The organism is Pseudoalteromonas sp. CR1 (assembly GCF_019392235.1).
Classification (GTDB): domain Bacteria; phylum Pseudomonadota; class Gammaproteobacteria; order Enterobacterales; family Alteromonadaceae; genus Pseudoalteromonas.
In genome coordinates, this window is record NZ_JAHXRM010000005.1 from 170,239 (window position 1) to 194,155 (window position 23,917).

General features: G+C 37.1%; 21 protein-coding genes. 13 read left to right on the top strand and 8 right to left on the bottom strand.

All coding sequences use genetic code 11. The features are described from left to right. Positions 1 to 9 precede the first annotated feature (9 nt). From KZZ04_RS06900 to KZZ04_RS06920, 5 genes are all read left to right on the top strand, one after another. On the top strand, positions 10 to 291 hold the full coding sequence (locus KZZ04_RS06900) for a hypothetical protein (protein ID WP_058405326.1): 282 nt from the start codon (positions 10 to 12) through the stop codon (positions 289 to 291). Positions 292 to 359: 68 nt separating this feature from the next. Beyond that, positions 360 to 551, top strand: a complete 192-nt coding sequence (locus KZZ04_RS06905; protein WP_006793492.1) for a YwbE family protein — start codon at positions 360 to 362, stop codon at positions 549 to 551. After that, positions 551 to 1,066 (top strand): DUF4240 domain-containing protein, encoded by a 516-nt coding sequence (locus KZZ04_RS06910; RefSeq protein WP_219422242.1) that lies wholly within the window; start codon positions 551 to 553, stop codon positions 1,064 to 1,066. The genes KZZ04_RS06905 and KZZ04_RS06910 overlap by 1 nt, the downstream gene beginning before the upstream one ends. A gap of 278 nt (positions 1,067 to 1,344) precedes the next feature. Next, entirely contained in the window at positions 1,345 to 7,656 is a 6,312-nt protein-coding gene (locus tag KZZ04_RS06915; protein ID WP_219422243.1) for a M4 family metallopeptidase, read from the top strand. Between the two features lie 130 nt (positions 7,657 to 7,786). Continuing rightward, entirely contained in the window at positions 7,787 to 8,254 is a 468-nt protein-coding gene (locus tag KZZ04_RS06920; RefSeq protein ID WP_058405329.1) for a hypothetical protein, read from the top strand. Here KZZ04_RS06920 and KZZ04_RS06925 read toward each other — a convergent pair. The 3 genes from KZZ04_RS06925 to KZZ04_RS06935 all read right to left on the bottom strand — a co-directional run bounded on the left by KZZ04_RS06925 (position 8,249) and on the right by KZZ04_RS06935 (position 10,415). Beyond that, positions 8,249 to 9,511, bottom strand: coding sequence for a Y-family DNA polymerase (locus KZZ04_RS06925; RefSeq protein WP_219422244.1), 1,263 nt, complete (start codon positions 9,509 to 9,511; stop codon positions 8,249 to 8,251). The genes KZZ04_RS06920 and KZZ04_RS06925 overlap by 6 nt on opposite strands. After that, the gene (gene umuD, locus KZZ04_RS06930; RefSeq protein ID WP_010556176.1) at positions 9,499 to 9,912 is read right to left on the bottom strand and encodes a translesion error-prone DNA polymerase V autoproteolytic subunit; all 414 of its coding nucleotides are present in this window, start codon (positions 9,910 to 9,912) and stop codon (positions 9,499 to 9,501) included. Before umuD ends, KZZ04_RS06925 begins: the two co-directional genes overlap by 13 nt. Positions 9,913 to 9,995: 83 nt before the next feature. Further along, positions 9,996 to 10,415 carry a MarR family winged helix-turn-helix transcriptional regulator gene (locus KZZ04_RS06935; RefSeq protein ID WP_219422245.1) on the bottom strand — a complete coding sequence of 140 codons (420 nt, stop codon included), beginning with the start codon at positions 10,413 to 10,415 and terminating at the stop codon, positions 9,996 to 9,998. A gap of 122 nt (positions 10,416 to 10,537) precedes the next feature. On the opposite strand from KZZ04_RS06935, the gene KZZ04_RS06940 reads away from it, so the two are divergent. Then, complete coding sequence (locus KZZ04_RS06940; RefSeq protein WP_219422246.1) at positions 10,538 to 11,281, top strand: siderophore-interacting protein; 744 nt, start codon at positions 10,538 to 10,540, stop codon at positions 11,279 to 11,281. Positions 11,282 to 11,610: 329 nt separating this feature from the next. Continuing rightward, positions 11,611 to 12,603 carry a patatin family protein gene (locus KZZ04_RS06945; RefSeq protein ID WP_138528227.1) on the top strand — a complete coding sequence of 331 codons (993 nt, stop codon included), beginning with the start codon at positions 11,611 to 11,613 and terminating at the stop codon, positions 12,601 to 12,603. A 279-nt stretch (positions 12,604 to 12,882) separates the two neighbouring features. Here KZZ04_RS06945 and KZZ04_RS06950 read toward each other — a convergent pair whose 3' ends face one another. The 3 genes from KZZ04_RS06950 to KZZ04_RS06960 all read right to left on the bottom strand — a co-directional run bounded on the left by KZZ04_RS06950 (position 12,883) and on the right by KZZ04_RS06960 (position 14,835). Further along, positions 12,883 to 13,356, bottom strand: a complete 474-nt coding sequence (locus KZZ04_RS06950; RefSeq protein WP_058405333.1) for a YfbM family protein — start codon at positions 13,354 to 13,356, stop codon at positions 12,883 to 12,885. Positions 13,357 to 13,465: 109 nt separating this feature from the next. Further along, positions 13,466 to 13,831 (bottom strand): hypothetical protein, encoded by a 366-nt coding sequence (locus tag KZZ04_RS06955; RefSeq protein ID WP_138528229.1) that lies wholly within the window; start codon positions 13,829 to 13,831, stop codon positions 13,466 to 13,468. A 572-nt stretch (positions 13,832 to 14,403) separates the two neighbouring features. Beyond that, positions 14,404 to 14,835, bottom strand: coding sequence for an Lrp/AsnC family transcriptional regulator (locus tag KZZ04_RS06960; protein ID WP_058553230.1), 432 nt, complete (start codon positions 14,833 to 14,835; stop codon positions 14,404 to 14,406). A gap of 166 nt (positions 14,836 to 15,001) precedes the next feature. Here KZZ04_RS06960 and KZZ04_RS06965 point away from each other — a divergent pair, with 166 nt between their 5' ends. The 4 genes from KZZ04_RS06965 to KZZ04_RS06980 all read left to right on the top strand — a co-directional run bounded on the left by KZZ04_RS06965 (position 15,002) and on the right by KZZ04_RS06980 (position 19,667). Then, on the top strand, positions 15,002 to 16,072 hold the full coding sequence (locus KZZ04_RS06965) for an ornithine cyclodeaminase (RefSeq protein WP_219422247.1): 1,071 nt from the start codon (positions 15,002 to 15,004) through the stop codon (positions 16,070 to 16,072). Further along, the gene (gene ctlX / locus KZZ04_RS06970) at positions 16,069 to 16,980 is read left to right on the top strand and encodes a citrulline utilization hydrolase CtlX (protein ID WP_219422248.1); all 912 of its coding nucleotides are present in this window, start codon (positions 16,069 to 16,071) and stop codon (positions 16,978 to 16,980) included. Before KZZ04_RS06965 ends, ctlX begins: the two co-directional genes overlap by 4 nt. 120 nt (positions 16,981 to 17,100) lie before the next feature. Then, positions 17,101 to 18,507: a sodium:alanine symporter family protein gene (locus KZZ04_RS06975; RefSeq protein WP_219422249.1), complete on the top strand. Its 1,407-nt coding sequence runs from the start codon at positions 17,101 to 17,103 to the stop codon at positions 18,505 to 18,507. Between the two features lie 137 nt (positions 18,508 to 18,644). After that, positions 18,645 to 19,667 carry a patatin-like phospholipase family protein gene (locus KZZ04_RS06980; protein ID WP_219422250.1) on the top strand — a complete coding sequence of 341 codons (1,023 nt, stop codon included), beginning with the start codon at positions 18,645 to 18,647 and terminating at the stop codon, positions 19,665 to 19,667. Between the two features lie 5 nt (positions 19,668 to 19,672). On the opposite strand, the gene KZZ04_RS06985 is transcribed toward KZZ04_RS06980, so the two are convergent. Together KZZ04_RS06985 and KZZ04_RS06990 are read right to left on the bottom strand one after the other, a co-directional pair. After that, the gene (locus KZZ04_RS06985) at positions 19,673 to 20,593 is read right to left on the bottom strand and encodes a DUF2971 domain-containing protein (RefSeq protein ID WP_219422251.1); all 921 of its coding nucleotides are present in this window, start codon (positions 20,591 to 20,593) and stop codon (positions 19,673 to 19,675) included. A gap of 148 nt (positions 20,594 to 20,741) precedes the next feature. Continuing rightward, positions 20,742 to 21,305: a YSC84-related protein gene (locus tag KZZ04_RS06990; RefSeq protein ID WP_058405342.1), complete on the bottom strand. Its 564-nt coding sequence runs from the start codon at positions 21,303 to 21,305 to the stop codon at positions 20,742 to 20,744. 139 nt (positions 21,306 to 21,444) lie between these two features. On the opposite strand from KZZ04_RS06990, the gene KZZ04_RS06995 reads away from it, so the two are divergent. Both KZZ04_RS06995 and KZZ04_RS07000 read left to right on the top strand, forming a co-directional pair. Beyond that, positions 21,445 to 22,656, top strand: a complete 1,212-nt coding sequence (locus KZZ04_RS06995; RefSeq protein ID WP_219422252.1) for a tyrosine-type recombinase/integrase — start codon at positions 21,445 to 21,447, stop codon at positions 22,654 to 22,656. Then, positions 22,656 to 23,855 carry a sodium:proton antiporter gene (locus tag KZZ04_RS07000; RefSeq protein ID WP_219422253.1) on the top strand — a complete coding sequence of 400 codons (1,200 nt, stop codon included), beginning with the start codon at positions 22,656 to 22,658 and terminating at the stop codon, positions 23,853 to 23,855. Before KZZ04_RS06995 ends, KZZ04_RS07000 begins: the two co-directional genes overlap by 1 nt. Positions 23,856 to 23,917 lie beyond the last annotated feature (62 nt).

The following is a 23,917-nucleotide window of genomic DNA, read 5'->3' on the forward strand; positions in this document are numbered from 1 at the left end:
TTTATCCTCATGACTAAAACACAAAAGCAACGAGATAAACAAATACGCGCTGCGCTGACTAAAGCGTGTGAGTCCATTAAAGACTCAGTGGCCGGTTTTTCATACCTTACTCACACCGTTGATTTAAATAACGAAGCCAACACCTTAAAAGTTAACTGCTATTTTGAAGACACCATAGCGCTTAATAACGTTGACTCTGAGATTGAACACCTTAAATCTATAATACTTACGCAACTTGCGAGTATTAAGTTGCCGATAAAACCGTCACATATTGTGTTTTTTGCTAATTAAAATGGGTTTTGTTGGTTTGCCTGCTGTTGGGCGGTATAATTAAGAAAATTATATATAGGGTTTAAATAATGGCTGTTCCTTCTCGTTCGCAAATATCACCAGGTACTGTAGTTAATATCGTTTTAAAAGAAGACCAACGCAGCGGAACATTAACCGAAGGCGTAGTTGAGCGTTTATTAACTAAATCGCCAAACCACCCGCATGGTATAAAAGTGAGATTAGAAGATGGCCAAGTGGGCCGAGTAAAAGAGATTTTATAATGGCAGCGTTATCAGAACAGGCTTTTTGGGAGTTAGTAACTACACCCGACTTAGGTCTAGACCCAGAAAGTGTCAGCGAGAATTTAAAAGCTAAACTAGGTGCTCTAACTGACGAGCAGCTTATTGCCTTTGACAAATTTTTTGGTATTAACATGCGCAAGTGTTTTACCTGGGATTTATTTGGCGCGGCATTTGTTATGGCAGGCTGTAACGATGAATACGGCTTTAGTGAGTTTAGATGTTGGCTTATTTCACGCGGCAAAGCCGTGTTTGATAATGCACTTGTTAATGCCGACTCTATTGCATTATGTACACCTGTTTATCACTTAAATGAACAGCCTTACCCATATATTGACGAGTACGACCTTATCGCCGGCTTATTATATGAAGAGCGCAACGAAGATGAACTTCCCTTCGTGCCATCAGGTGAACAACCCGCAGGCAAACGCTTTAAAGACAAAGCAAAATTTTTAAAACAAGCCTATCCACAATTATTTGCAAAATATTGGCGTTAACACGCTAATTTTGCATTACTCTTAACAACTTTTTGAAACAGAAATCTGCGTAGATGTTTAATTTTTATGCAGTTTTTTGTATGCTTATTATTTATTTTTCTCACCTTTAAAATTCAAATCACAGTTTCAATTAATTATTTAGTTACCTTTTACATTAGTTAACAATTGTACCTATTAAACTAGTTTTTTGAATGACTCTCCATTATCAAATATGTTACATTTGACTGTTTTTAAATGAATAAACACTGAATAATTACAATATACGACATAGGAATGTTATGTATAAAACACTTTCATCAGGATTGATAGCATTTTGCTTTTTGAACACGCTAAGTTCTCAAGCTGCTGTTTCACAGCGAATAAATAAATCATCCACCCAAGAAGTTAAGCAACTTTTAAATCAAAACCCTTCTATTGCCAATACATCTTCGGCAAGTTCTTATTTTGTAGAATTAGAACAACCTCAATTGAGCCTTTCACAACAAGTTAATGCATCTTCTAAAAAGATGCAGCAATACTTTTCTGGGGTTCCAGTATGGGGGCAGCAAATTAGAGTTCAATCTAACTCTGAACATATTAGTGGTTTTTTTGCTAAAAACATTAACTTTGCATCTTTGAATAAAACCGCGAGCACCACTTTTGATCAGTCAAAGGCGGTTAAATCGTTGCTGACTAAGTCTAAATTAGATGATTCACTAGAGAGTGAAATAATAAATAATAAGCGCTACATTTATATTCATGATGGAAAAGCTTACTACGTTCGCTTAATTGAACTCAAAGTAACTGAGAATGGCATTGAAAAAATGCCAATAGGTTTAATAAGTGAATCGACTTATCAGATTTTTGAACTGTGGGACAATATTCAAAGTGTTGACGGGACAGGACCTGGTGGTAATCAAAAGATTGGCCAGTATGAATACGGTACAGATAAAGACGCCTTTAATGTTACTCAAGTTGGTGAGACCTGTTTTTTAGAAAATGACAAAGTAAAAACGGTCACTATGGAATCGGGCTCTGAGCCAAGTGAAGCCTTTTCATTCACATGTGATCGTAATACACATAAGGAAATAAATGGTGCTTTTTCTCCATTAAATGACGCTCATGCATTTGGAACCGCTGTTTTTGATATGTATCAGCAATGGTACAACACTGCACCGCTTACATTTCAATTGTTAATGCGAGTTCACAGTGGGGATAACTGGGAAAATGCCACCTGGAATGGCCAAGCAATGACCTTTGGTGATGGCGCTGATAGGTTATACCCGCTGGTTTCACTTGATATTGTATCTCATGAGGTTAGCCACGGCTTTACTAGTCAAAACTCCAATCTTATTTACTCTAATCAATCAGGCGGAATTAACGAGTCTTTCTCTGATATGGCAGGTGAAACTGCAGAGTATTTTTTACGTGGTGAAACCGACTGGTTATCAGGGGCGGATATTTCAAAAGTAGATCCAGCTCTTCGTTACTTTGAAACGCCTTCATTAGATGGTGTTTCTATTGATAAAGCCAGCGATTTTTACCCGGGCATGGATGTTCACTTTAGTAGTGGTGTTTTTAACCGTGCTTTTTTCCTGCTTTCAAATACTGATGGCTGGGATCCTCAAAAAGCGTTTGAAATAATGCTAAAAGCAAATCAAAACTACTGGGTTAATTCGAGTGGTTTTATCGATGGTGCATGTGGAGCAATCAACTCTGCAATTGACTTAAACTATAATGCATCTGATGTAATTTCAGCATTTAATGAAGTAGAAGTTATTTGCGATAATATTAAGTTTGTCGATACTGATTCAGATTTAATGGATGATAACTGGGAACTTTTATACGGACTAGACCCTTCAGATGCCGATGACGCCAATTTAGATTTAGACCAAGATGGCCTTTCTAACTTGGAAGAATACTTGGCAAATACTTTTCCAAACTTAGTTGATTCTGATGCTGATAGTTTATCTGATTACGATGAATTAAACGTCTACATGACACTGCCTAACAATGCGGATTCAGATTCCGATCGTATGCCAGATGGTTGGGAAGTCACTTTTGCTTTTAATCCACTTGATGCAGCTGATGCAGAACTTGATTTTGATGCCGATAGCTGGGTTAACTTAATTGAGTATTATGGTAACAGCGACCCAACTGATCCAAACTCTGAACCTTCTGTTTTTCCTGAAACTACCTATAATTTTGATGACGCAGTTGTCCCTGAATTATTAGTTTCTTCAAATCCTCAAGCGCCTTGGTTTATTACTAATTATGACGGTCATGATGGCTTAGTGTTATCTAGCAGTGATATTCCTGATTCGCAACAAACGAGCATTGAGTTTCAATTTTTAAGTGACGAACAACGTTTTGTTAACTTTAACTACCTATTGGAAACTGAAGCAACTTATGACTTTTTCAAAGTTTATATTAACGATTCATTAGTGCTTAATGAGTCAGGCCTAACTGACTGGAAGGTGGCTTCTTTTCCAGTTCCTGCTGGGTTCAATACAGTTAAGTTTGTGTACACTAAAGACGTTATAGTGTCTGAAGGTTTAGATGCTGTATTTATCGATAATTTATATATTGGGCCTAGCTTCCCTGATTCTGACGGTGATGGTATGTCAGATATGTGGGAATTATCTTATAGTTTGGATATAAATACTGACGATTCAGCACTTGATTTAGACAACGATGGTTTATCTAACCTTCTTGAGTTTTTAAATAATGGTTTACCTAACATCTCAGATACTGATGGCGATTTAATGCCTGATGGGTGGGAATATAACAACAGCCTAAATCTTACGGATGCCTCAGATGCGTCACAAGATGCTGACAATGATGGATTTACTAACCTTACAGAGTTTCAAGCAAATACAGACCCTCAGTCAGATACCTCTTACCCTGTTGCTTTAAATATCACAACGTCATTTGAAAGCGATACACTTCCAACATGGATGATTGAATCAGCAAACTCAAGTGCGCCGTGGTTTATCACAGACGACTTTGCCACACAGGGCTCACAAAGTATTCGTTCAGGAGATATCTCTGATTCTCAGTTTAGCGGGTTTACTGTCACGGGTTTATTTGAAGAAGGGGTTTTAGCGTTCGATTATAAAATTGATTCTGAATATTGTTGTGACTTTTTTATGGTGACTATAGATGGCCAAGAAGTTATTGGTTTTGCTGAGCGTGGAAATTTAGAAGCACCTGAACCAACTTCATTTTTAGTTAATATTAGTGAAGGGGTGCATAAGATTGAGTTCAAGTATACCAAAGACGGATCAGTATCAACTGATGCTGATGCAGTATGGCTTGATAACTTTGTTATGCTTCCAGTCGGTGATCAAACCGATACTGATAACGATCAAATACCAGACTACTGGGAACTACTAAATGGTTTAAATCGTTTTGATGCAAGTGATGCACAATCTGACAATGACGCTGACAGCCTTTCAGCCCTTGATGAGTATAACCTAGGAACAAATCCAAATTCAGCTGACACAGATTCTGATGAGTTAAGTGATGGCTATGAAGTTAATAATGGCTTGCTACCACTTGACCCTTCGGATGCAAGTTTAGATTTTGATGCTGATGGTTACACTAATATCCAAGAGTTCTATGGGCAAAGCCTTGCTAATGACGCAACATCAACTGTGCAGTCTTTTTCTCAGCTAAATGAAAGCTTTGAAGAAGGGCTTTTGCCAGCTATATTTACAGAGCTTGCAGAACATACTACACAATGGCAGCTTAATACCAACTGGTCTACGGATGGTTCATCAAGTTTAAGCCTAAATACTTCTCCAGCAGGTAGTATAAGCGGCTTTGCAATTGCAGGGTTATTTGAGGCAGGGTTCATTAATTTAGATTACTTTTCAAACAATAACTCATCATTCCAAATTAGTGTTAACGGTACTCAGTACAATATTAAGCATTATCGCTCTCGCTTGTTAATTCCGGTAAATGATGGTTTTAATATTGTGAAGGTAAAATACGAAAGCCCTTACTTAGCAGATATGCCTTTTTCAGTTGATAATATTTCATGGACTGCTGAGCTGGATGTAGTTAGTGACTTTGATGGCGACGGTATTCCAGATTATTGGGAAGCACAGAATGGACTAAATGCACTTGATTCTAATGATGCATCAAAGGATTCAGACTACGACGGTTTATCTAATCTAAACGAGTATCAGATGTCTAGTAATCCGCTTTCTACAGATACAGACGGCGACGGTGTGCAAGATAGTGAAGATAGTCACCCAACTGATTCTAGCTTGGGTGAAAATATAGCCCCTGTTTTTGTATCAAGTTTAGAGCCTATTACTCTTGAAGCAACGTCTCAAAATACTAACCTTACAAATATTTTTGTTCCTGAGGCGACTGATAACGGACATTTAGAACCTTATGTTTATACTTTCTCTGGCTCATGGTTGCCCCTTGGTGAACATCAAATCACATGGGTTGCTCGTGATTATGTTGGTAACGAAACGACGGCTATTCAAACGGTAACCTTAGTTGACACAACGCCACCTGTTATACAAGACTATTACTCAGTTAATGTTTATGGAAGCTCAATCGATGACATAAAAGCGGCATTATTTAACTCTAATGCTATCTACGATAGTGTATCGGGTGTGGCTATTATCGATATTGATAGTAACTTTGTGTTTAGAACCGGGGATATTTTAATTCCTGTTTCTGCCGTTGATGGAGCGGGTAATACTTCTACAGGTGAAATAAATGCTTATGTTTTTCCTAAAGTCAGTATCCAGCCTACTACGTATGTTTACCAAAATGGTAATGCGGTTATTGATGTACTCATAAGTGGTAAAAGCCCATACGGTTCAGTAAGCTTTGATCTTATTGGCAATAATACTAGTAAATATATATCTACAAACCATCATGGCCTTGTCAAGGTAGAGCTAGAACGTGAGTTCTTTGAAAATGCGTCGAATATTCGCATTAATACGACAAACAATTCATTTACCGATGGAAATGATACTAGCCAGTTAGTTTTTCTAAATGAAACTGCAAAACCTGAATTTATTACTAATCTATATCAAAATGGAAAAGTAATAAGCAAGATGGTTCAACGTGATTCGTCAGACTTTATTGTTGATGTTCATGCAGTTAATTTACCTAGTGCAGAAGCTGATAATTCAATAGAGCTCCAGCTATCTTCACAAGGTGATTATTTTGTAAATAAAATTGGTCCCTCAAAGTGGAATATTACTTTTACGCCTCAATTGCTCACGGACTCTAACAATCTAGACATTACGTTTACTATAAAACAAAATAGCGAAGCTGTTGCAACGGATCAAATTAGTTTACGTGTGATTGACGCAGTTACTTTTAATGATCCTGAGTTAGATACTGATGGTGATGGTATTCCTGATGCTGAAGAAGGTGTGAGCGATGGCGATAAAGACGGCATTGTTGATTACTTAGATAGCTCTTCTATTACGCATTCAGCTGTTTTAGATTCAGGTGATATGGTTCGTAGCATCGATGAGTTTAATCACTTGTCAGTAGGTAACATTAAACAGACTACTGTAACGCAAATGATTGCTGATATGTCTATTTCAGAGCAAGACTTAAGTACTTACTTTGATAGCTTAGATATTACAGAACCTCACTTTCAAGCTAAAAGTGATATTGTAAATATTCATATTACCCTTTCAAATTCATCGGGTACCGCTGAAATTGCGATACCAGAGTACGTTAACTCTATTTTAAGTTCAGAAATGCAAATTCGTTTGTTATCTAATACAGGTTGGCAGTCGGTTGCAAAGCTAACTGGTAACGTGTACGAGCAAATTTGTTCAGGTTGCTTTACTTTTGCAGTAACAGACGGCAGTGAATTTGACTTAGACGGTGAAGTTAATGGTGTGATTGAATTAGTTGCTAAGTTAGCTGAAGAAAGTTTAAACCAAGCGCCTGTTTTAGATATAACAATTCCAGCAACCATTGAAGAGCTTTCAACTACTGAGCTTGATGCGTCAGGAACAACAGATCCTGATGGTGATTTGCTAAGTTTTGAGTGGAGTATTGATCATCCTCAATTATCACTGGCGCCTTCAGAGACAGACAGTAAAGCGACACTGACTGTAGGTGAATTAGAGGAAACGTTCACTACAGATATCACTTTATTAATCTCAGATGGTTACGAGCAGTTCACAGAGGTATATACAGTGACCTTTATGCACGTTAATCAATTACCAGCAGTTGAGTTGAGCTCATCTTCTTTATCGGTTGATGAGGGTAAAGACGTTAGCGTTACAGCAACTGCAACAGACAAAGAGTCATCTGAACTTACTTACAGCTGGGTTCAAACACAAGGTATAGAAGTCGCAATTGAAGATGCTAATTCAAATACATTGTCGTTTATCGCACCAAGTGTATCTGTAACAAGTGAACTTGGCTTTAAACTCAGCGTTTCTGATGGTGAAGGGGAGACAGAGCAAAGTGTTATCGTTACCGTTAATGATGTACCTGTTGCACTGCCAACACCTAAAGAAGGTGATAAAAGTGGAGGAGGTTCTTTCAGTTTCTTCTTATTACTCTTAACCGCTTTGTTTGTTTACAGAAGAGCACAGTTGTTTTACAAATAACAACAGTCTAATTGTATAACTATTAAATCCCTTGATTGCTATCAAGGGATTTTTTTTGCATAAATTTTAAAATAAGTAAGTAGGTTTAATGTGTTAAGCTAATTGTATTGTGACTTGTTAGGTTTCTTTAATGAAAAATTATAAAGTTTTACTATGTGTTTGTTGTTTATTTTTTGCTAATCAGTCTTTTGCTAAAACGATTTTACCTAGTAACAAAACTAAGTTTGTTAGCTTGTTTAATAGTAAAGTTGGCGATTATGAATTAGTTTCTGGCGATGCTCGCTATTGCGATTCAGGCTCATTAATGTGGCTTGATAAAAATAATACTGATTTGGGTTTTAGACTTGGCAGTTTAATTTCTTTTATTGATTTACATAATGGCACACAAACTAATAAAGTCCCTGATTTTTGCCTAGTAACTACAAAGTTTAAATATACGAGTATTGGCTTAACAATGGATTTACGCCAAGACCGGTGTGACAGTAATAACGATATATTAGATGTTAGCCGCACGCTAAATTTTGTTTCTGATACACAGTTAGAATACTTGATTAAAAATGCTAATGTTCAGTGCAAGTTTGAATTAAAGCGTCTATAAATCGCATTTTATTTTTGGTATATCGCGCCAGCGGGTTGTGTACTGAGGCGATAAAAAATCTCTGTTCATATGCCAGCGATCGTTTAATTTACTACTTGCTAAGCCCAACATACCCTTGCCGTATCGGGTATTAATAGCATCTAAACAGCCCATCAACTTTGGGTTATCTTGTTGTGGTGCAAATAAGTCACTTTGCTGAAATTGCTCAGCGGTGAGTTCTAGTGCACCTACACCACACTTATAAAACCGCACGCCAGGTTGGTAAATTTTTTCAAATACCTCAGACACCGCATTGGCCATAACGCAGGTATCGTTTGTTGGCATGCTAAACTGATACATATAAGACTTTTTATAAAATACGTCTTCATGGGATGAACTCGATGCAAAAATATATAATTGCTTTGCAAGCGACTTTTGGGCTCTTAGTTTTTTACCCACAATAGTAACATGGTTAATTAAAGCGGTTTTAAGAGCGGTTGGTTCATAAATACGCTCTCCAAAGCTACGAGTTGAGTAAATTTCGCGTTTATCTTGGCGTACATCATCCCAGTTTAAACATACTAAGCCATTAAGCTCGCTTACTGTGCGCTCTACCACCACACTAAAAGCGCGGCGCATAGTTTTTGGGTTTTGTTGGGCAAGCTGCCATGCGGTATTTATGTTCATTATTTTTAGCTTTTTAGCTAAGCGTTTGCCAATTCCCCATACATCTTGGCAGTCCATGCGTTGTAAAATTGCACGGCGGCTTGCTTCGTCATTTATGACAGCAACACCGTCAAAGCCTGTTAATTTTTTAGCTGCATGATTTGCTGCTTTTGCAAGAGTAGGCGTTGGACCAAAACCAACGCCCACGGGGAGCTTTGTTTCTCGCCATAGGGTTCGTCTAATAAGGTGCCCGTATGTATGCCAATCTTTTACAACGTTTTCATAGCCGCTAAAGTGCAAAAACGATTCATCAATACTATAAATATGCTGGATGTCACAAAAGCGACCAATCACACTCATCATTCGGTCGCTTAAATTAGCGTATAGTTCATAGTTACTAGAGCGTACAACCACATTGTTTTGTTCTAATAACTGCTTAACTTTAAAGTAAGGGCCAAATTTAGGAATATTAAGCTTACGCGCAATAGGGCATACCGCACACACGCAGCCATCGTTATTGGTAAGTACTACAACAGGTTTTGAGCGAATGGCGGGATCAAATACTTTTTCGGCGCTGGCATAAAACGCCACTGCATCGACTAAGGCATACATGAAAGTAACTCAGGGCTTTGGCGGTGCATACGAATTGACAAACTGACTACGCCTTCAAGCTGAAATTCATCGCTAGGCGTAATATTAACGGGTTGATATAAAGGCGAGGCCGATAGCAATCGAGCGTTTGTTTTATCAAGTAGCTTACACACAAATAGGCCATTTAAATTAGCCACAATTACATCGCCATCTTTAGCGTGCTCTGCTCGGTCTACTACGAGTAAATCACCCTCAAAAATCCCTACTTCTTGCATAGAGCTACCCGACGCAATACCAATAAATGTGGCATCAGGGTGCTTTATTAATAGCTCATCAAGGGAAACGCCAAGCTCAGTGTATTGTGCTGCAGGAGATTCAAACCCGCAAATACCTGCTTCTATATAAATAGGAATAACAAACATAAATAAACAACCAAAACACATGTACTGTATAAGTGTACAGTATATGTGTTTTATATTCGTTATGCCAAGTAATGAATGGCAGATCAATCCATGTTTTTGATCATTTGCTGTGCCGTGTGTAAAAAGTCATTGATTTGCTGTGAGTTTAAATTTTTACACATTTGTGCATTTACTTGCTGTTCGGCAGTTAATAGCTTGTCATAAAGCGTACGACCTTCAGAGGTAAATGACAAAATAAAACAACGCTTGTCGTGTTCACTGGCCGTTTTATTAATCAAATTTAACGCAAGTAGTTCTTTCACTAACCGTGCTATTTGGGCTTTATCGCGCTGAGTTTGATTCACAATATCGTTTGCTGTGCACTGAGTTGTGGTTGCAATAATATGAAAGCAGCGTACGTGCATTGCGTTTAATCCAAGCTCGCTCGCATTAATCGCTTCGCGTATGGTAACGCGATAATTTTGCATTAAAGTAAATAATGTATTGGCTAATGAGGTATACATAATAAATCCATAATGGTTGACAATGTCAATTAAATTGCTATAGTTGATTTTATCAACCAATGGGGCGTTGTGCAACATCTGCTTTATAAAGCAGTAATTTTTAATCAATGAGGTTAATTTATATGGCAAAAAAAATACGCAAAGTAACAGTATTAAGCACAAAGCAAATAACCCCACATTTACAACGTATAGTTTTAGGTTCTGACGAGTTTACAGATTTAACCTCTGATCACATTGGCAGTTATGTAAAAGTGCTTATTTCAAAAAACGGTGTGGCCGACTTCAATTTAAAAACGGCGTGTATGCGTTCGTACACAATACAAAATGTAAATAAAAGCAATGGTGCAATTACGCTCGATTTTGTTATTAATATGCACCAAGGCCCTGCGACTAATTGGGCAAAAGTTGCCAAAGTAGGTGATGAACTAGCTATTGCAGGCCCTGGTCCTAAAAAGCTTGAAAATTACCAGCACTCACATTATGTGTTACTAGGCGATTTAACCTCGGTGAATGCTATTAAAGGGTATGTTCAGCAATTGCCAATAAACGCTAAAATTGACGCGTTTATTCATACCCCGAATAAAGCGGATATTATCAGCTTAGATTCAACGCGCCAGGTCAATTGGTTAATAACTACAACGCCAGAGATTGAGATGGCTAATGCCTTAAGCACACTACAGCAACATGAACAGCCACCTATTATATTTATGGCACTCGAGGCAGGATTAGTACGTGAGCTGAAAACGCTATTAACTAGTAAGCTTGCTGTACCGCGTACTAATATCGTGTCATCAGGTTATTGGAAAAAAGGCTTAAACTCAGAAAACTATAAGTTAGAGCGCCAAGCTAATACACAAACGGCTTAATTTTTTATAGCTAAGTAAAATAGGTTACTTAGTTATTTAATACACTCGTTAACACTCATTTTTATTTTAGTTAAGCAAGCGTACACCTAAGGCTTGTTAAAGTAGGGGCATCAATCAGTAATTTACAATTTAAATTAATTGATGTGATGCCTAAACATTTAAAATAAAACAAAACGCATTAGTAACTATTAGTTAAGTGTATTAATAGATGATTTATCGTTCTGTTTTATCAATCAAATTGATTTAAACAATCAATTTTAAGGCATTACTTTAATTCTATAAAATGTATTTATTGAAACAAACATTATTAAATTAAAGGCAGGTATCCCGTGAACTCTCTAAACAGCGCAACAGCTTCTTCAGTAACTAAAATAGCACAGCCTAAGGTTGCGTTAATTGCTGAAGGTGGCGGACAGCGAGGGATTTTCACCGCAGGTGTACTTGATGCGTGGTTAGAACAAAACTACGACCCATTTGATTTATTTATTGGCACATCGGCAGGTTCACAAAACTTAACAAGCTATTTAGCTCGTCAAAAAGGTTACGCTAAACGCCTGATTAGAGGGCTGTCTCGTAATAAACGTTTTTTTCAACTAGGTCGTGGCTTAATGGGAAAACACATTGTTGATTTAGACTGGTACTTTGATAAAACCAAAGAAGTAAATAGAGCAATTGACTTTAAAACAGCTAAAACATCATTAGGTGAACGTGAGTTACTTATTACTGCTACAAACGCACGTGACAGAAAAGCGTATTACTTATCACCAACAGGTGAAGAGCATCAATGGCGCGAGCTATTAAAAGCGTCAAGCGCATTACCCTTTTTGTACAAACAAGGTGTTAAATTAACACCTTGGCTAAATGCACAAGCCGCTAACGAAGCAAACACAATTACCGAACCTCAAGAAGACTTTTTTCTTGACGGTGGACTAGCTGCACCATTACCAGTCCGCGAAGCGTACAACCGTGGCGCGCGTAAGATTGTGGTTATAAGAACGGTAGACGCTGATTTTCAAGCGCAATCGGCATGGGTTCAAAAGCTTAGATCGCTTGCTACGGCAGCAGGTTACTGTCCAAAAACGCTCGACTACCTAATTCAGCATGAACAAGCTTACCTAGACGAGCTAAACTTTATGACAAACCCGCCTAGTGATGTAGAAATTATACAAATTTTTGCAGATGAAACACTGCACAGCAAATTACTAGGCAGTACAAACGACGATTTACGTAAAGATCATAAACTTGGTGTAAAAGCGGGACGTGAATACTTAAAAAGCCAAAATGCACGGATTGTAGATTACGCACACAGCTACGCAATGTAGCTGTAAAACAAATAGTTTAGAAACAACCGTAAAAAATTACGGTTGTTTAACTGAATAAGCCTTAACTAAATATGATAGTCATATATGTGCTGCGAGAAAACATTGAAGGTTTTTAATGTATGAAGTCAAGATTTGACCCCATTAGCTTTAACAGCCGTATCGACAGACGAAGTAAACGAATTTGTTTATTGGTTTAGAATTGACCGTCAATTTATAAAAACGGTCAAAAAGAACACTAATGCCTATTGACAGAGTTAAGGCTCATATGTGTTATGATTTTTAGCACATATACGTAATTATACTGTTTCCAGACTTAACCACTTCCGAACAAAACTCTTTTAAGTGTGTAAAATTCTGAGCGATGTACTCTCTATCTTCTTCATTATCTGAAAATCCTGGATAAATTTCTGATTCAGATACCAAAGCCTCAAAATGTTTCAGAAGAGTAACATCAGAAACTTCCATTAATTCTTCTGAGATTGCGGCGCTCTCTTCCGCGGTAAAGTATCGGGCTGGTCCATATCCAACATCTTCATCTGAGATCGGAGTTCCACCTAAAAAAACAGAACCACCAATAGATGAAAACTCCCATACAGCCTTATTTAATAGGAAATGAATGGCATGCCAAGCTTTATCAACATCACAAACTTTCCCATCTTCTTCATATAAATATGAAGTTAATCCATCAGGGTTTGATAACAAACTCTTTAGTTTATTTTCATTTACACTCTTCAATGACGCAATCATTGACATGTCCAGCACTCCTTACTTGAGAAAAACATAACGCCCTAATAACAGGCAAAAAATTGTTTGCTAAAATGTTGAGGAACGAAAACAGCAAACTGTTTTTTGTCCTTGTTAATTAGCTTGTTAGGCATACTTTAAACTGCTTACGCTTTATTAACAAAGTAATACCAAGCAAGACTCCAAATAAAGTAGAGAATGGAAAGCCTAGAATTAAAAATACGGAAATCATAACTAAAAAGTTGTAGTAGCGCTTTGACCTATATTTGGTAAAAAATAAAACACTCATAGCTAATAACCAGCCTGGTAAAGCCAGAAAAAAGTAAACTACATAATTAACTAATGATTTGCTTATGTGGCCAGCCATGACTTTTGGATCTCCCACACCATCAAGTTTTATGGTTTGGAAAACATCATATAAAGATAAACCTGTTTTAAATATGCCGATAAATATCACAAGCATGGATAAACTCAACATAGCCATTATATAGCTAGCTTTAGAGTAATTTTTTTTGACAGAAATTGAATCTTCGATGGTAGCGACTTCCTTGTATGCCTAAGATGTTTATAGCGAGCTAATCGCGCGTATTTCTACCACAATGTAGCTCGTTTTCTTATTGGTTTATTTTTAACAAACTTGTCAACTAATTGCCAGTGTTATTAAAATTCATCCGTGCTCGCTTTTCTTTTCATTATAAAACGAGCGACTGGGTCGTTTTCTTGACTATGCGAGCGACTGAGCTATTACTGTGCATACATACAGCGTCAATTCGACGGATTGAAAATAAAAACTCGCTCTGCGTATTTAAATTACATTGCCGACTATATGCTCACTCGACAGTATTCATTAAAAGCCTAGAAAAGCCTAGGGTCAAATCTTGACTTCAGACATTAAAGGAAAGCCTTGGGTCAAATCTTGACTTCAGAAATTAAGATTTTTGACTAACTACTTCTTGCTAATAGCTGTCTGTTAAATGAGGTCAAAATCTAATTACTTAAACTGTAAGATCAGACATGAGCAAGGCGATATCAATATTCACGTGTTAACATTAATGCTTAAGTAGATGACAATAAAATACTGGTTTCGCTATTTAAAATGCCATCTATCTCGCGTACTTGCCTAAGTACGCCATCAAAGTCACTTAGGTTTCCTGCTTGTATTTCTGCTACTAAATCCCAAGCGCCGTTGGTGGTATGTAACTTAGTGAGCTCGGGTATGCCGCGCATTGTTTTTATAACTTGCGAGGTCGATTTACCCACCACTTCCACCATCATTATTGCTCTTACGGCTTCGGTTTCTATGTGTTCGTGCACCCGCACAGTAAAACCTAATATAGCGCCCGATGAAACTAACCGATCCAAGCGGTTTTGTACTGTCCCGCGCGACACCTTTAAAACATCAGCTAAAGCAGAAATAGATGCACGGCCGTCTTTTCTTAATTCGGCTATTAGGGCGTTATCTAATGAGTCATAAATATAAGGGAGCATACGCTTACCTCTAATTATTTTTTATACAAAATACTAAAAATTTATATTTATGCCTAGCAAATTGCTAAAAAATACCATTATTTGTATAAAGTATTAGCATTTTAAGTGGCATCTGTAGTCGATAAACTTATTTTAATTAGTTTATATTGTTATTACAGAGGTAGTCATGAGTCATTTTATAGCGCAGCCAAAACACGGTGTTCCATTTGTAAGTGTTCAAGCTATGGCCAAGCTAATAAACACATTAGGAATAGAAAATGTATTAGTTAGCCTAACTAACAAACTAAAACACGACTTTGCTCGTTGGCACGAATTTGATAAATCGCCGCGTTATGCAGCACATTCTCCCGATGGTGTAATAGAGCTTATGCCGGTAAGCGATGGCAAAATGTTTAGCTGCAAATACGTAAATGGTCACCCAAAAAATACCTTTAAAGAGCTTCAAACGGTGGCAGCATTTGGTATTTTGTCGGATGTGGATAGCGGTTACCCGGTGATGATCAGCGAAATGTGCCTATTAACCGCACTACGCACTGCTGCAACATCAGCGCTTGTGGCTACTTATTTAGCACCAAAAAACTCAACCACCTTAACCCTGATTGGTAATGGAGCTCAGTCTGAGTTTCAGGCTTTAGCGTTTAAAGCGGTATTGGGTATTACACACATTCGTTTATACGATATAGACGAAGCAGCCTCTCTAAAAGCGTTTAATAACTTAAGCACTAAAGGTTTAAACGTGACTATATGTGAAAGTGTTGAAGAGGCAATAAAGGGCGCACACATAATTACCACATGCACGGCCGATAAAACAAACGCAACCATTTTAACAAACGATATGATCCCAGAAGGTGTTCATATTAATGCGATTGGTGGCGACTGCCCAGGCAAAACCGAGCTTGATTCCGCTTTACTCGAACGCGCTAATGTATTTGTAGAGTATGAACCACAAACCAGAATCGAGGGCGAAATTCAACAAATGAGCAGGTGCTTTGCTGTAACCGAGTTTCATAAAGTCATTAATAAACAGCAACTTGGTCGTACAAGCGAAAAAGAGCTTACTATTTTTGATGGTGTCGGCTTTGCAAGCGAAGATTTTACCGCGTTAGTGTATATTCGCGAGCAACTTATTAAATCAGGAGAATACGAAATACTCGACCTGATCACCCAGCAGCGCGACCCGCGTAACTTATTTTCAGTTCTTGAAGTACCGCGTATAGATAAAGAGAACGCAGCATGAGCCTAATACAACAAGCACCGAGCGCAGTTGTGATGGTGCGTCCGCATCACTTTACGTCTAATCCACAAACTATGCTCGACAATGCGTTTCAAAGTGAATGTGCAGCAAAAAATGAAAGCGAACAAGCCTTTAAAGAAGTTACCAATGCGGTTGAGTTATTACAAAATGAAGGTGTAACCGTTCATTTATTTGAAGACGAGCAAACACATACGCCCGATTCTGTCTTTCCAAATAACTGGTTTTCTACGCATCAAAATGGGCAATTAATTATTTACCCAATGTTTGTTGAAAACAGAAGATTAGAATATCGTAAAGATATAATTGATTATTTAACAGATCACTATAAAGTGTCGGTAGTGAGTGATTATGCACATTTAGCGAAAGAAAATGCATTTTTAGAAGGCACCGGATCATTGGTACTCGATCACCACTATAAACTTGCTTATGCGGTAGAATCTAAGCGCACAACAAGATCGGTAGTAAATACTGTGTGTAATTTACTTTCGTTTAAGCCAGTTGTGTTTAACGCCGCTGATGAGCAAGGTATAGCGGTGTATCACACTAATGTACTAATGTGCGTAGCCAGCAAGTTTGTAATGATTGGCTTAAGTATGGTGCCCGAAGCGCAGCGCAGTGCGCTGGTAGGGCATTTTTTACAAAGCCATCACGAAGTAATCGATCTGTCAGTTGAGCAAATAAATAAATTTTGCGGAAATGCCATTGAATTAAAAGGTAAAAACGGCCGAATCTTAGCGCTGTCGCAAACCGCTTACAATGCGCTAACGGGCGAGCAAATAATTGCGATACAAAAAACGGCTAAACTAGTGGCTTTGCCTATACCTACCATTGAATCTGCTGGTGGCTCTGTAAGGTGTATGATTGCAGGGGTACATTTACAAAGCAAATAAGGCGAAATTTAAAGGCAACATGGTTGCCTTTATTGCATATGAAAGAGTAAGCGTTGCGAGTACATTTTAAAATGACTATGTTAAAGCGCATAACTATAAAAATATAATAAGGAATTCGCAATGTTCGATACGGTAGTAAAAAGTGTAAATAACCTGTTGTGGGGAGAAGGTCAGGTACTCATCTATATTTTACTTTTCACCGGCGTATGGTTTTCTGTGCGTTTAAAAGCAATTCAAATAGTTAAATTTAAACATATGTTTAGCCTGTTAAAAGGCAGTAGTAAATGTAATAAAAACGATATTTCGTCATTTCAGGCATTGTGTACCGGGCTTTGTGCTCGGGTAGGAACGGGTAATTTAGCCGGTGTTGCCGTGGCTATCTCGCTTGGCGGCAGTGGTGCCATATTTTGGATGTGGGTTATTGCCATACTTGGCATGGCAACCGGGTTTGCCGAAAGTATATTAGGCCAAGTATACAAAATTCGCGATAGTAACGGTGAATTTAGAGGTGGCCCTGCGTATTACATTCAACAAGGGTTGGGCAGCCGTGCCTTTGCTATAGTATTTGCCGCGTGTTTATTTTTAGGCTATGGCTTTACCTTTAGCGCAATGCAAACAAATACAATTACCGATGCACTAAACTATGCATTCGAAGTACCCACTTTTTATTCAGGTTTAGTTATTACGGTATTAGCAGGGTCGATTATTTTAGGCGGCTTTAAAGCCATTGCCCGTTTTGCGGAGCGTGTAGTGCCATTAATGGGTATATTGTTTGTAGCAGCTGCCGTTATTATTACAATTATGAACTTGCCACAAGTACCTGGCATGCTAAAAGATGTGTTTTTATCTGCTTTTGGTTTGCAAGAAGCGGGCGCAGGTGCAATGGGCGCAGCCATTAAAAATGGTATTCAACGCGGTCTATATTCTAACGAAGCGGGTGCGGGTAGTGTGCCGCATGCTGCTGCAAGCGCAAGCCCCATTCCTAATCACCCAGTAACACAAGGCTACATACAAATGCTTGGCGTATTTTTCGACACCATTGTACTTTGTAGTTGTACCGCCGTCGTTATTTTATTAGCCGATGTAGACATAAGCGGCGAAATGGAAGGTATACGTTTAACGCAAAGCGCCATGACCGCGCATTTAGCACAAGGTGGTGTGTACTTTGTAGCAGCAGCTATCACGCTATTTGCATTTACCTCAGTGGTAGCTAACTATGCCTATGCTGAAAGTAACTTACATTTATTTAAGCTTGATAACAAAGTAGGGCGCGGTATTTACACATTTCTTTATTTATCAATGATGCTTTGGGGCGCATCGGCCACATTAAAAGAAGTATGGGATTTAGCCGATATAGCATTAGGATTAATGACAGTGGTTAACGTAATCGCTATCATACTGTTAACGCCAACTATTTTGTCGGTAACACACGATTACCACGCACAAAGAGACAAAGGCATAGAACCCGAATTTAAAGTAAAAGACGTAAAAGTACAGGGAAAATGCGAAGACGGCATTTGGGATTGATTCGCGTATTTTAAGTAACTTTAACGATAAAAAGCGGCTTTATGGCAGCATAAAGTCGCTTTTTAATTTTGCATAATTATTCATATTTAGAGCATGTGAAAGTTTAAAATAGATATATAAAAGGTAAAAATACAGACATGATCGACATTGTCGCAGGGAAGAACGCAGCAAAAATAATAAACGAACAAGGTTTTAAACCTGAGCTATTTACCTCTTTTTTAGGAGCGAGTGGCGGGCCTAAATGGTTTACCTTATTTGGATTAGACAAATATATTTTTGGCGAATTTTTTAAAAACCGCACTCAACCGCTTAATTTAATTGGATCATCTGCTGGCGCATTTCGCTCTGCGTGTTTTGCCCAAAACGATCCGGTTGCTGCCATTGAGCGTTTAGCAAAATCGTATTCGCAAACGCGCTATTCTAGTAATAAACCAACGCCTAGCGAAATCACAATTAAAGCCCGCGCATTACTTGAAGATGTATTTGGCGATAATGGCGTAACCGAAATAATAAATAACCCCGTTTTTAAAGCGCATTTTATAGTGGCTAAATCTAATGGCTTTATTGCTAGCGAAAATAAATTAGTTCAGCTTTTAGGTTTATCAAAAAGTTATATGCTCAACCGTGTTAACCGAAAATTATTAGGCTCGCAGTACGAGCGATTTATTTTTGGCGCGCCAAACAGTAACTTATCAATAACCGATAGTTATAATTTTAAAACGCAAAACATAGCACTTAGCCAAACTAATTTAAAAGACGCCTTACTTGCATCGGGCTCTATACCACTTGTAATGCAAGGCATAAAAAATATTGCAGGCTCGCCACAAGGTATGTATCGCGATGGCGGAATAATTGACTACCACTTTGATTTAAAAATTAATAACCCAGGCTTAATTTTATATCCGCATTTTAATAGCGAGCCAAAAGCAGGGTGGTTTGATAAAAATTTAAAACGCAAAGTGTCGCCACTTAATTACGACAACGTAGTTATGATCACCCCATCAAAAAAATTTATAGCCGGTTTACCTTACGGAAAAATTCCAGACAGAAACGACTTTACCGATCTCGATGCAGATACACGGATTAAATATTGGAACACCGTGTTTAGTGAAACGGAAAAATTGGCTGAAGCGTTTGATGATTACATTAACTATAGCTGATGACTTTATATAAATTTGTGCTCAACAATTTCAAAAGATAAACCCGTGCTACCTCTAGTAATTTTAAATATATTTTTTAGCTCTCTATGGTATATACCTGGAGTACTAGTAATAAAACGTCGATTGAAAAAATCATGTTTTTGTAAGTTTTTTATATTTGAGGTTAAATTTGGTAAATCAAAATTATTTCCTAGAATAAGTTTTCTAATTGCTACAGATATTCCCATTGAACCTCTATTTAAATCAATTCTTTTAAGAAAAAGAATCTGGTTACCTTTATCAAATGAATAAAACCAAAGTTTTTTCCTTTGAAAAGAATGAATATCAGCTATTTTGTTACATGCTCTTTTGAAATCACATGTGTAAAACATACAACCATCATATATAAAATCTAAATCAATAGTTAAAAAAAATGAATCTGATTCAAAAAGTACTTTATGTATTTTAATAATATCAACATAGTAATAGGGTAAGATTAATCTAAACTCATTTTCAGGTAAGAACGAAATATGCTTTTGGAATGGGTAATAATCAAAGATTTCCATAGGGTTAGAAAAATCTAAAAAGCTTTTTAAATCAATACAATATTGAATATTTTTAGCAATATATAAATTAGGATCTACTGCAGGGTTCAAATAAAAAATAGAACCTATAATGTTAGAGCTATCTGCTTCAAGTACAAACGAAAAACCTTTATGATTATTAGCATAGTTAGTCCACATCAAAGGTGCGGTTTCGCTTTTAGTTAAAGAAATGACTCCATGCATATTTATAACATTATCCAACTCAGGGTTGGTTATGAATTCATGACATTGTGCTCCAAACTCAGCTTTGTCTTCAAAGCATTTACTTGGTGTTAATCTTAAACAAGAATCTTTTAAAAAGCTATCAAGAGCTGACTCTGGTAAATACTTAACTAATTTCATTTATCGAGCAATAAGAAATAATAAGAATAATATCATAAAAGGAGGATATGATATACGCCCATAAATTACGTTATGTTAAATTGCTAGGTAAAAAATAAAGCGGGCGTGATTATTCAAACCAGCCCGCTTTTAGGAGAGTTATTAATGGTTAATTTAGCTCAGAATCTACCCAAAATTTAGTACCTTTTAGAACAGCTTGTAGTGCAAGGCCATTTTCGGTTACAGAATATACAGTAACTTGGTCTGCAATGGCTTCGGCTACCAATGCTCCACCTTTATCTTCGTATTTTGCTGCTGCATCTGCGTTTCCGCCAAAAGCCCAACCGTGTTCAATGAATCTATTTACTGCCGCTTGGGTATGAAAAACCATAACTACGTTAAAATCTTTAACACCTAAACCTAACCCTAAACCAGCTTCACCCATGTTCATGTAAGTAGATTTACCGGTTAAGTTATTTTTTACTACGCCATAACCACCACCAAAACTAGCAAGAATAACGTTAACATTCGCGTTATCAAAAACTGCATAGCCTGCTGAATTTGCTATTTGCGTTTTAACATCAGGCTTTTTAGTATAAAGTTTACTAAGCGTGTTACTTTTCATACTTTGTACTAAAGACCGTTTTTCGCTTGGTGATGCACTACCGGTAGTCGCACAACCTGTAAGTGCCAACGAGAGTGTAAGTAAAAATAATATACTAAGTTGTTTCATAATTTTTCCTTAATAAGATTTGGCATGGCAATTTAAGCATAGTCTAAAATAAGTATTTAATTACTATGTCCAATACTAGACAGTATCGGACTTAAAGGTTATTCTGTAACTAACTTGTTTAATTGAATATTTATATACTATGCTTGTTGCGTTAGTCGATACTTTAAAACAATTAAGGTATCAAATTGCTCATCTTGATGATGGCACTCTTAATTCAGAATACCCAGAACTAGCTACCTTTATACAGCAAGTTAGCTTGACTGTAACTGAATCAGAATCTGATCTTAAATTTTTATACCAATTTTTATATGTGTATGGCAGAAAATCAGAGGCAACATACAGTCGTTTTAGAAACGAACTTGAACGTTTTTATTTATGGTCATGGTTAATTGCCGAAAAATCAGTGTTCGATTTAAAACGTGAAGACATAGAAGCTTATGTAGATTTTATGGTTGAGCCTGATAAAAAATGGGCATCAACATCAGTGCAATGGCGCTATAAAGATGAGCAAGGTATCCGCCGATTAAACCAAAATTGGCGCCCTTTTATGTTAAAAGAATCAACGGCAAGTCAGCAAACATTATCGGCTATGTTTACTGCACTCAATGTTTTTTATAAATTTTCATTATTAGAAGAAAAAACCTTTGCTAATTTTGTTCCTGTTGTGAAAAAAAATAGCCCGTATTTAGTTGTGCAATCTCAAATTCAGATCCCAGACACCTTAAGCGATATACAGTGGGAATATGTGTTTGGGGTTACTCGCGATTTATGCGAGAAAAAACCAGATTTAGAACGTAATTTATTTACCTTAGCTTGTTTAAAAGGTTTATATTTACGAATTTCTGAATTGTCGGAGCGCCCGCAGTGGTCGCCAGTTATGTCGCATTTTTGGCAAGACAATGACGGCTTTTGGTTTTTACGTATTATGGGTAAGGGCAATAAATTACGAGATGTTACGTTAAGCGATGATTTTGTTGAATATTTAAAACGTTATAGATTATACAGAGGGTTACCCGCCCTTCCCCGCGTTGATGAATCCGAACCTTTGGTCCATAAAATTAGGGGCCAAGGTGGCATGACTGTTAGGCAAATTAGGCGTTTAGTACAACAAAGTTTTGATTTGGCTCAACAATCATTATTAGATGATGGTTTTAAAGATGATGCTGAACAACTTGAAGCTGCTACTGCACATTGGCTTCGCCATACTGGCGCAACACATGATGCGCAAACGCGGCCGCTTAAGCATTTATCTGAAGATTTAGGCCACGCAAAAATTGCGACAACAGATCAAATTTATATTCAAACTAATATTAAAGAACGAGCAAAGTCTGGCGTTAAAAGGAAAATTTAATGACCTATTTAATTATCGCCTTTATAGGTGCATTATTTTTAATTTATTCAATAACATTTAGACAGTTAGAAAAAACAGAAGTCACTGGCCCAATGTTTTTTGTAATGGGCGGCATTGTTTTAGCTAACGTATTGCCTAATAACGGCGGTGAATTAAAAGCTGGTGTAGATTTATTACTTCCGTTTATAGAGTTAACCTTAAGTATATTTTTATTTTCGGATGCGGCAAAATCTAAGTTGAGCGTACTTAGGCATAGCTTTCAATATCCAGGCTTATTGTTATTTATTGCCCTCCCCTTAACATTATTGTTGGGGATAGGTGTTAGCTTGTTTATATTTTCTGAACTTTCATTAATTCAATCTGCATTAATCGCAATTATATTAACACCAACCGATGCGGCATTAAGCAAAGGATTATTAGCAAGCACACAGGTTCCTGAAAAAATTCGCGAGGGTATTAATACCGAAAGTGGATTAAATGATGGATTATGTGTTCCAGTATTTTTAATATTTATTTTGTTAGCTAAAAACCCTGAGTCAGCTATTACCGCTTCTCATGTTATAAATGTATTTTCTCGAGAACTTGGATTAGCACTGTTTGTTGCTGCAGTTAGTATTAGTATTTTTATTCCCGCTTTAAACTTTGCAATGAAACGGCACTACTTTGCACAAAACACTAGCCCATTTTTATTGCTAGGTTTTGCAATGGCTGTATTTTCTATTACACAGTATTTTCATGGTAGTGGATTTATAGCTGTGTTTGTTGCAGGTTTATTGTTTGATAAGTTTTCAACTAAAGCAGTTAGTACAGAGTTAATTGAGGATTCAGAACATATTGCTGATTTTACGTCGCTGATGATTTGGTGTTTATTTGGGTATGCATGTGCGTATTTAGTTTTTCCGAAAATGAATTTTGAAATTGTAGTTTATGCGTTGCTAAGTACTACGCTAATCAGAATTATTCCGGTTATGTTATCGCTGCAATTTACATCTTTAAATCTAAAAGAGCGATTTACCTTTGCATGGTTTGGACCACGGGGACTTGCATCGATAGTATTTACTTTGATGGTGATTGATACGCAAATAGAAAATAAATTTCAAATTGCAAGTATAGCTATGACCACAATATTTTTTAGTGTGTTTATTCATGGGATAAGTACAAAACCAATCGCGGAGAGTTTTAAAAAAACATCAAAATAAAAATATAAAAAATTTAAATAATAAGGCAGCGATAAATTTATTGCTGCCTTTTTATTTGATTA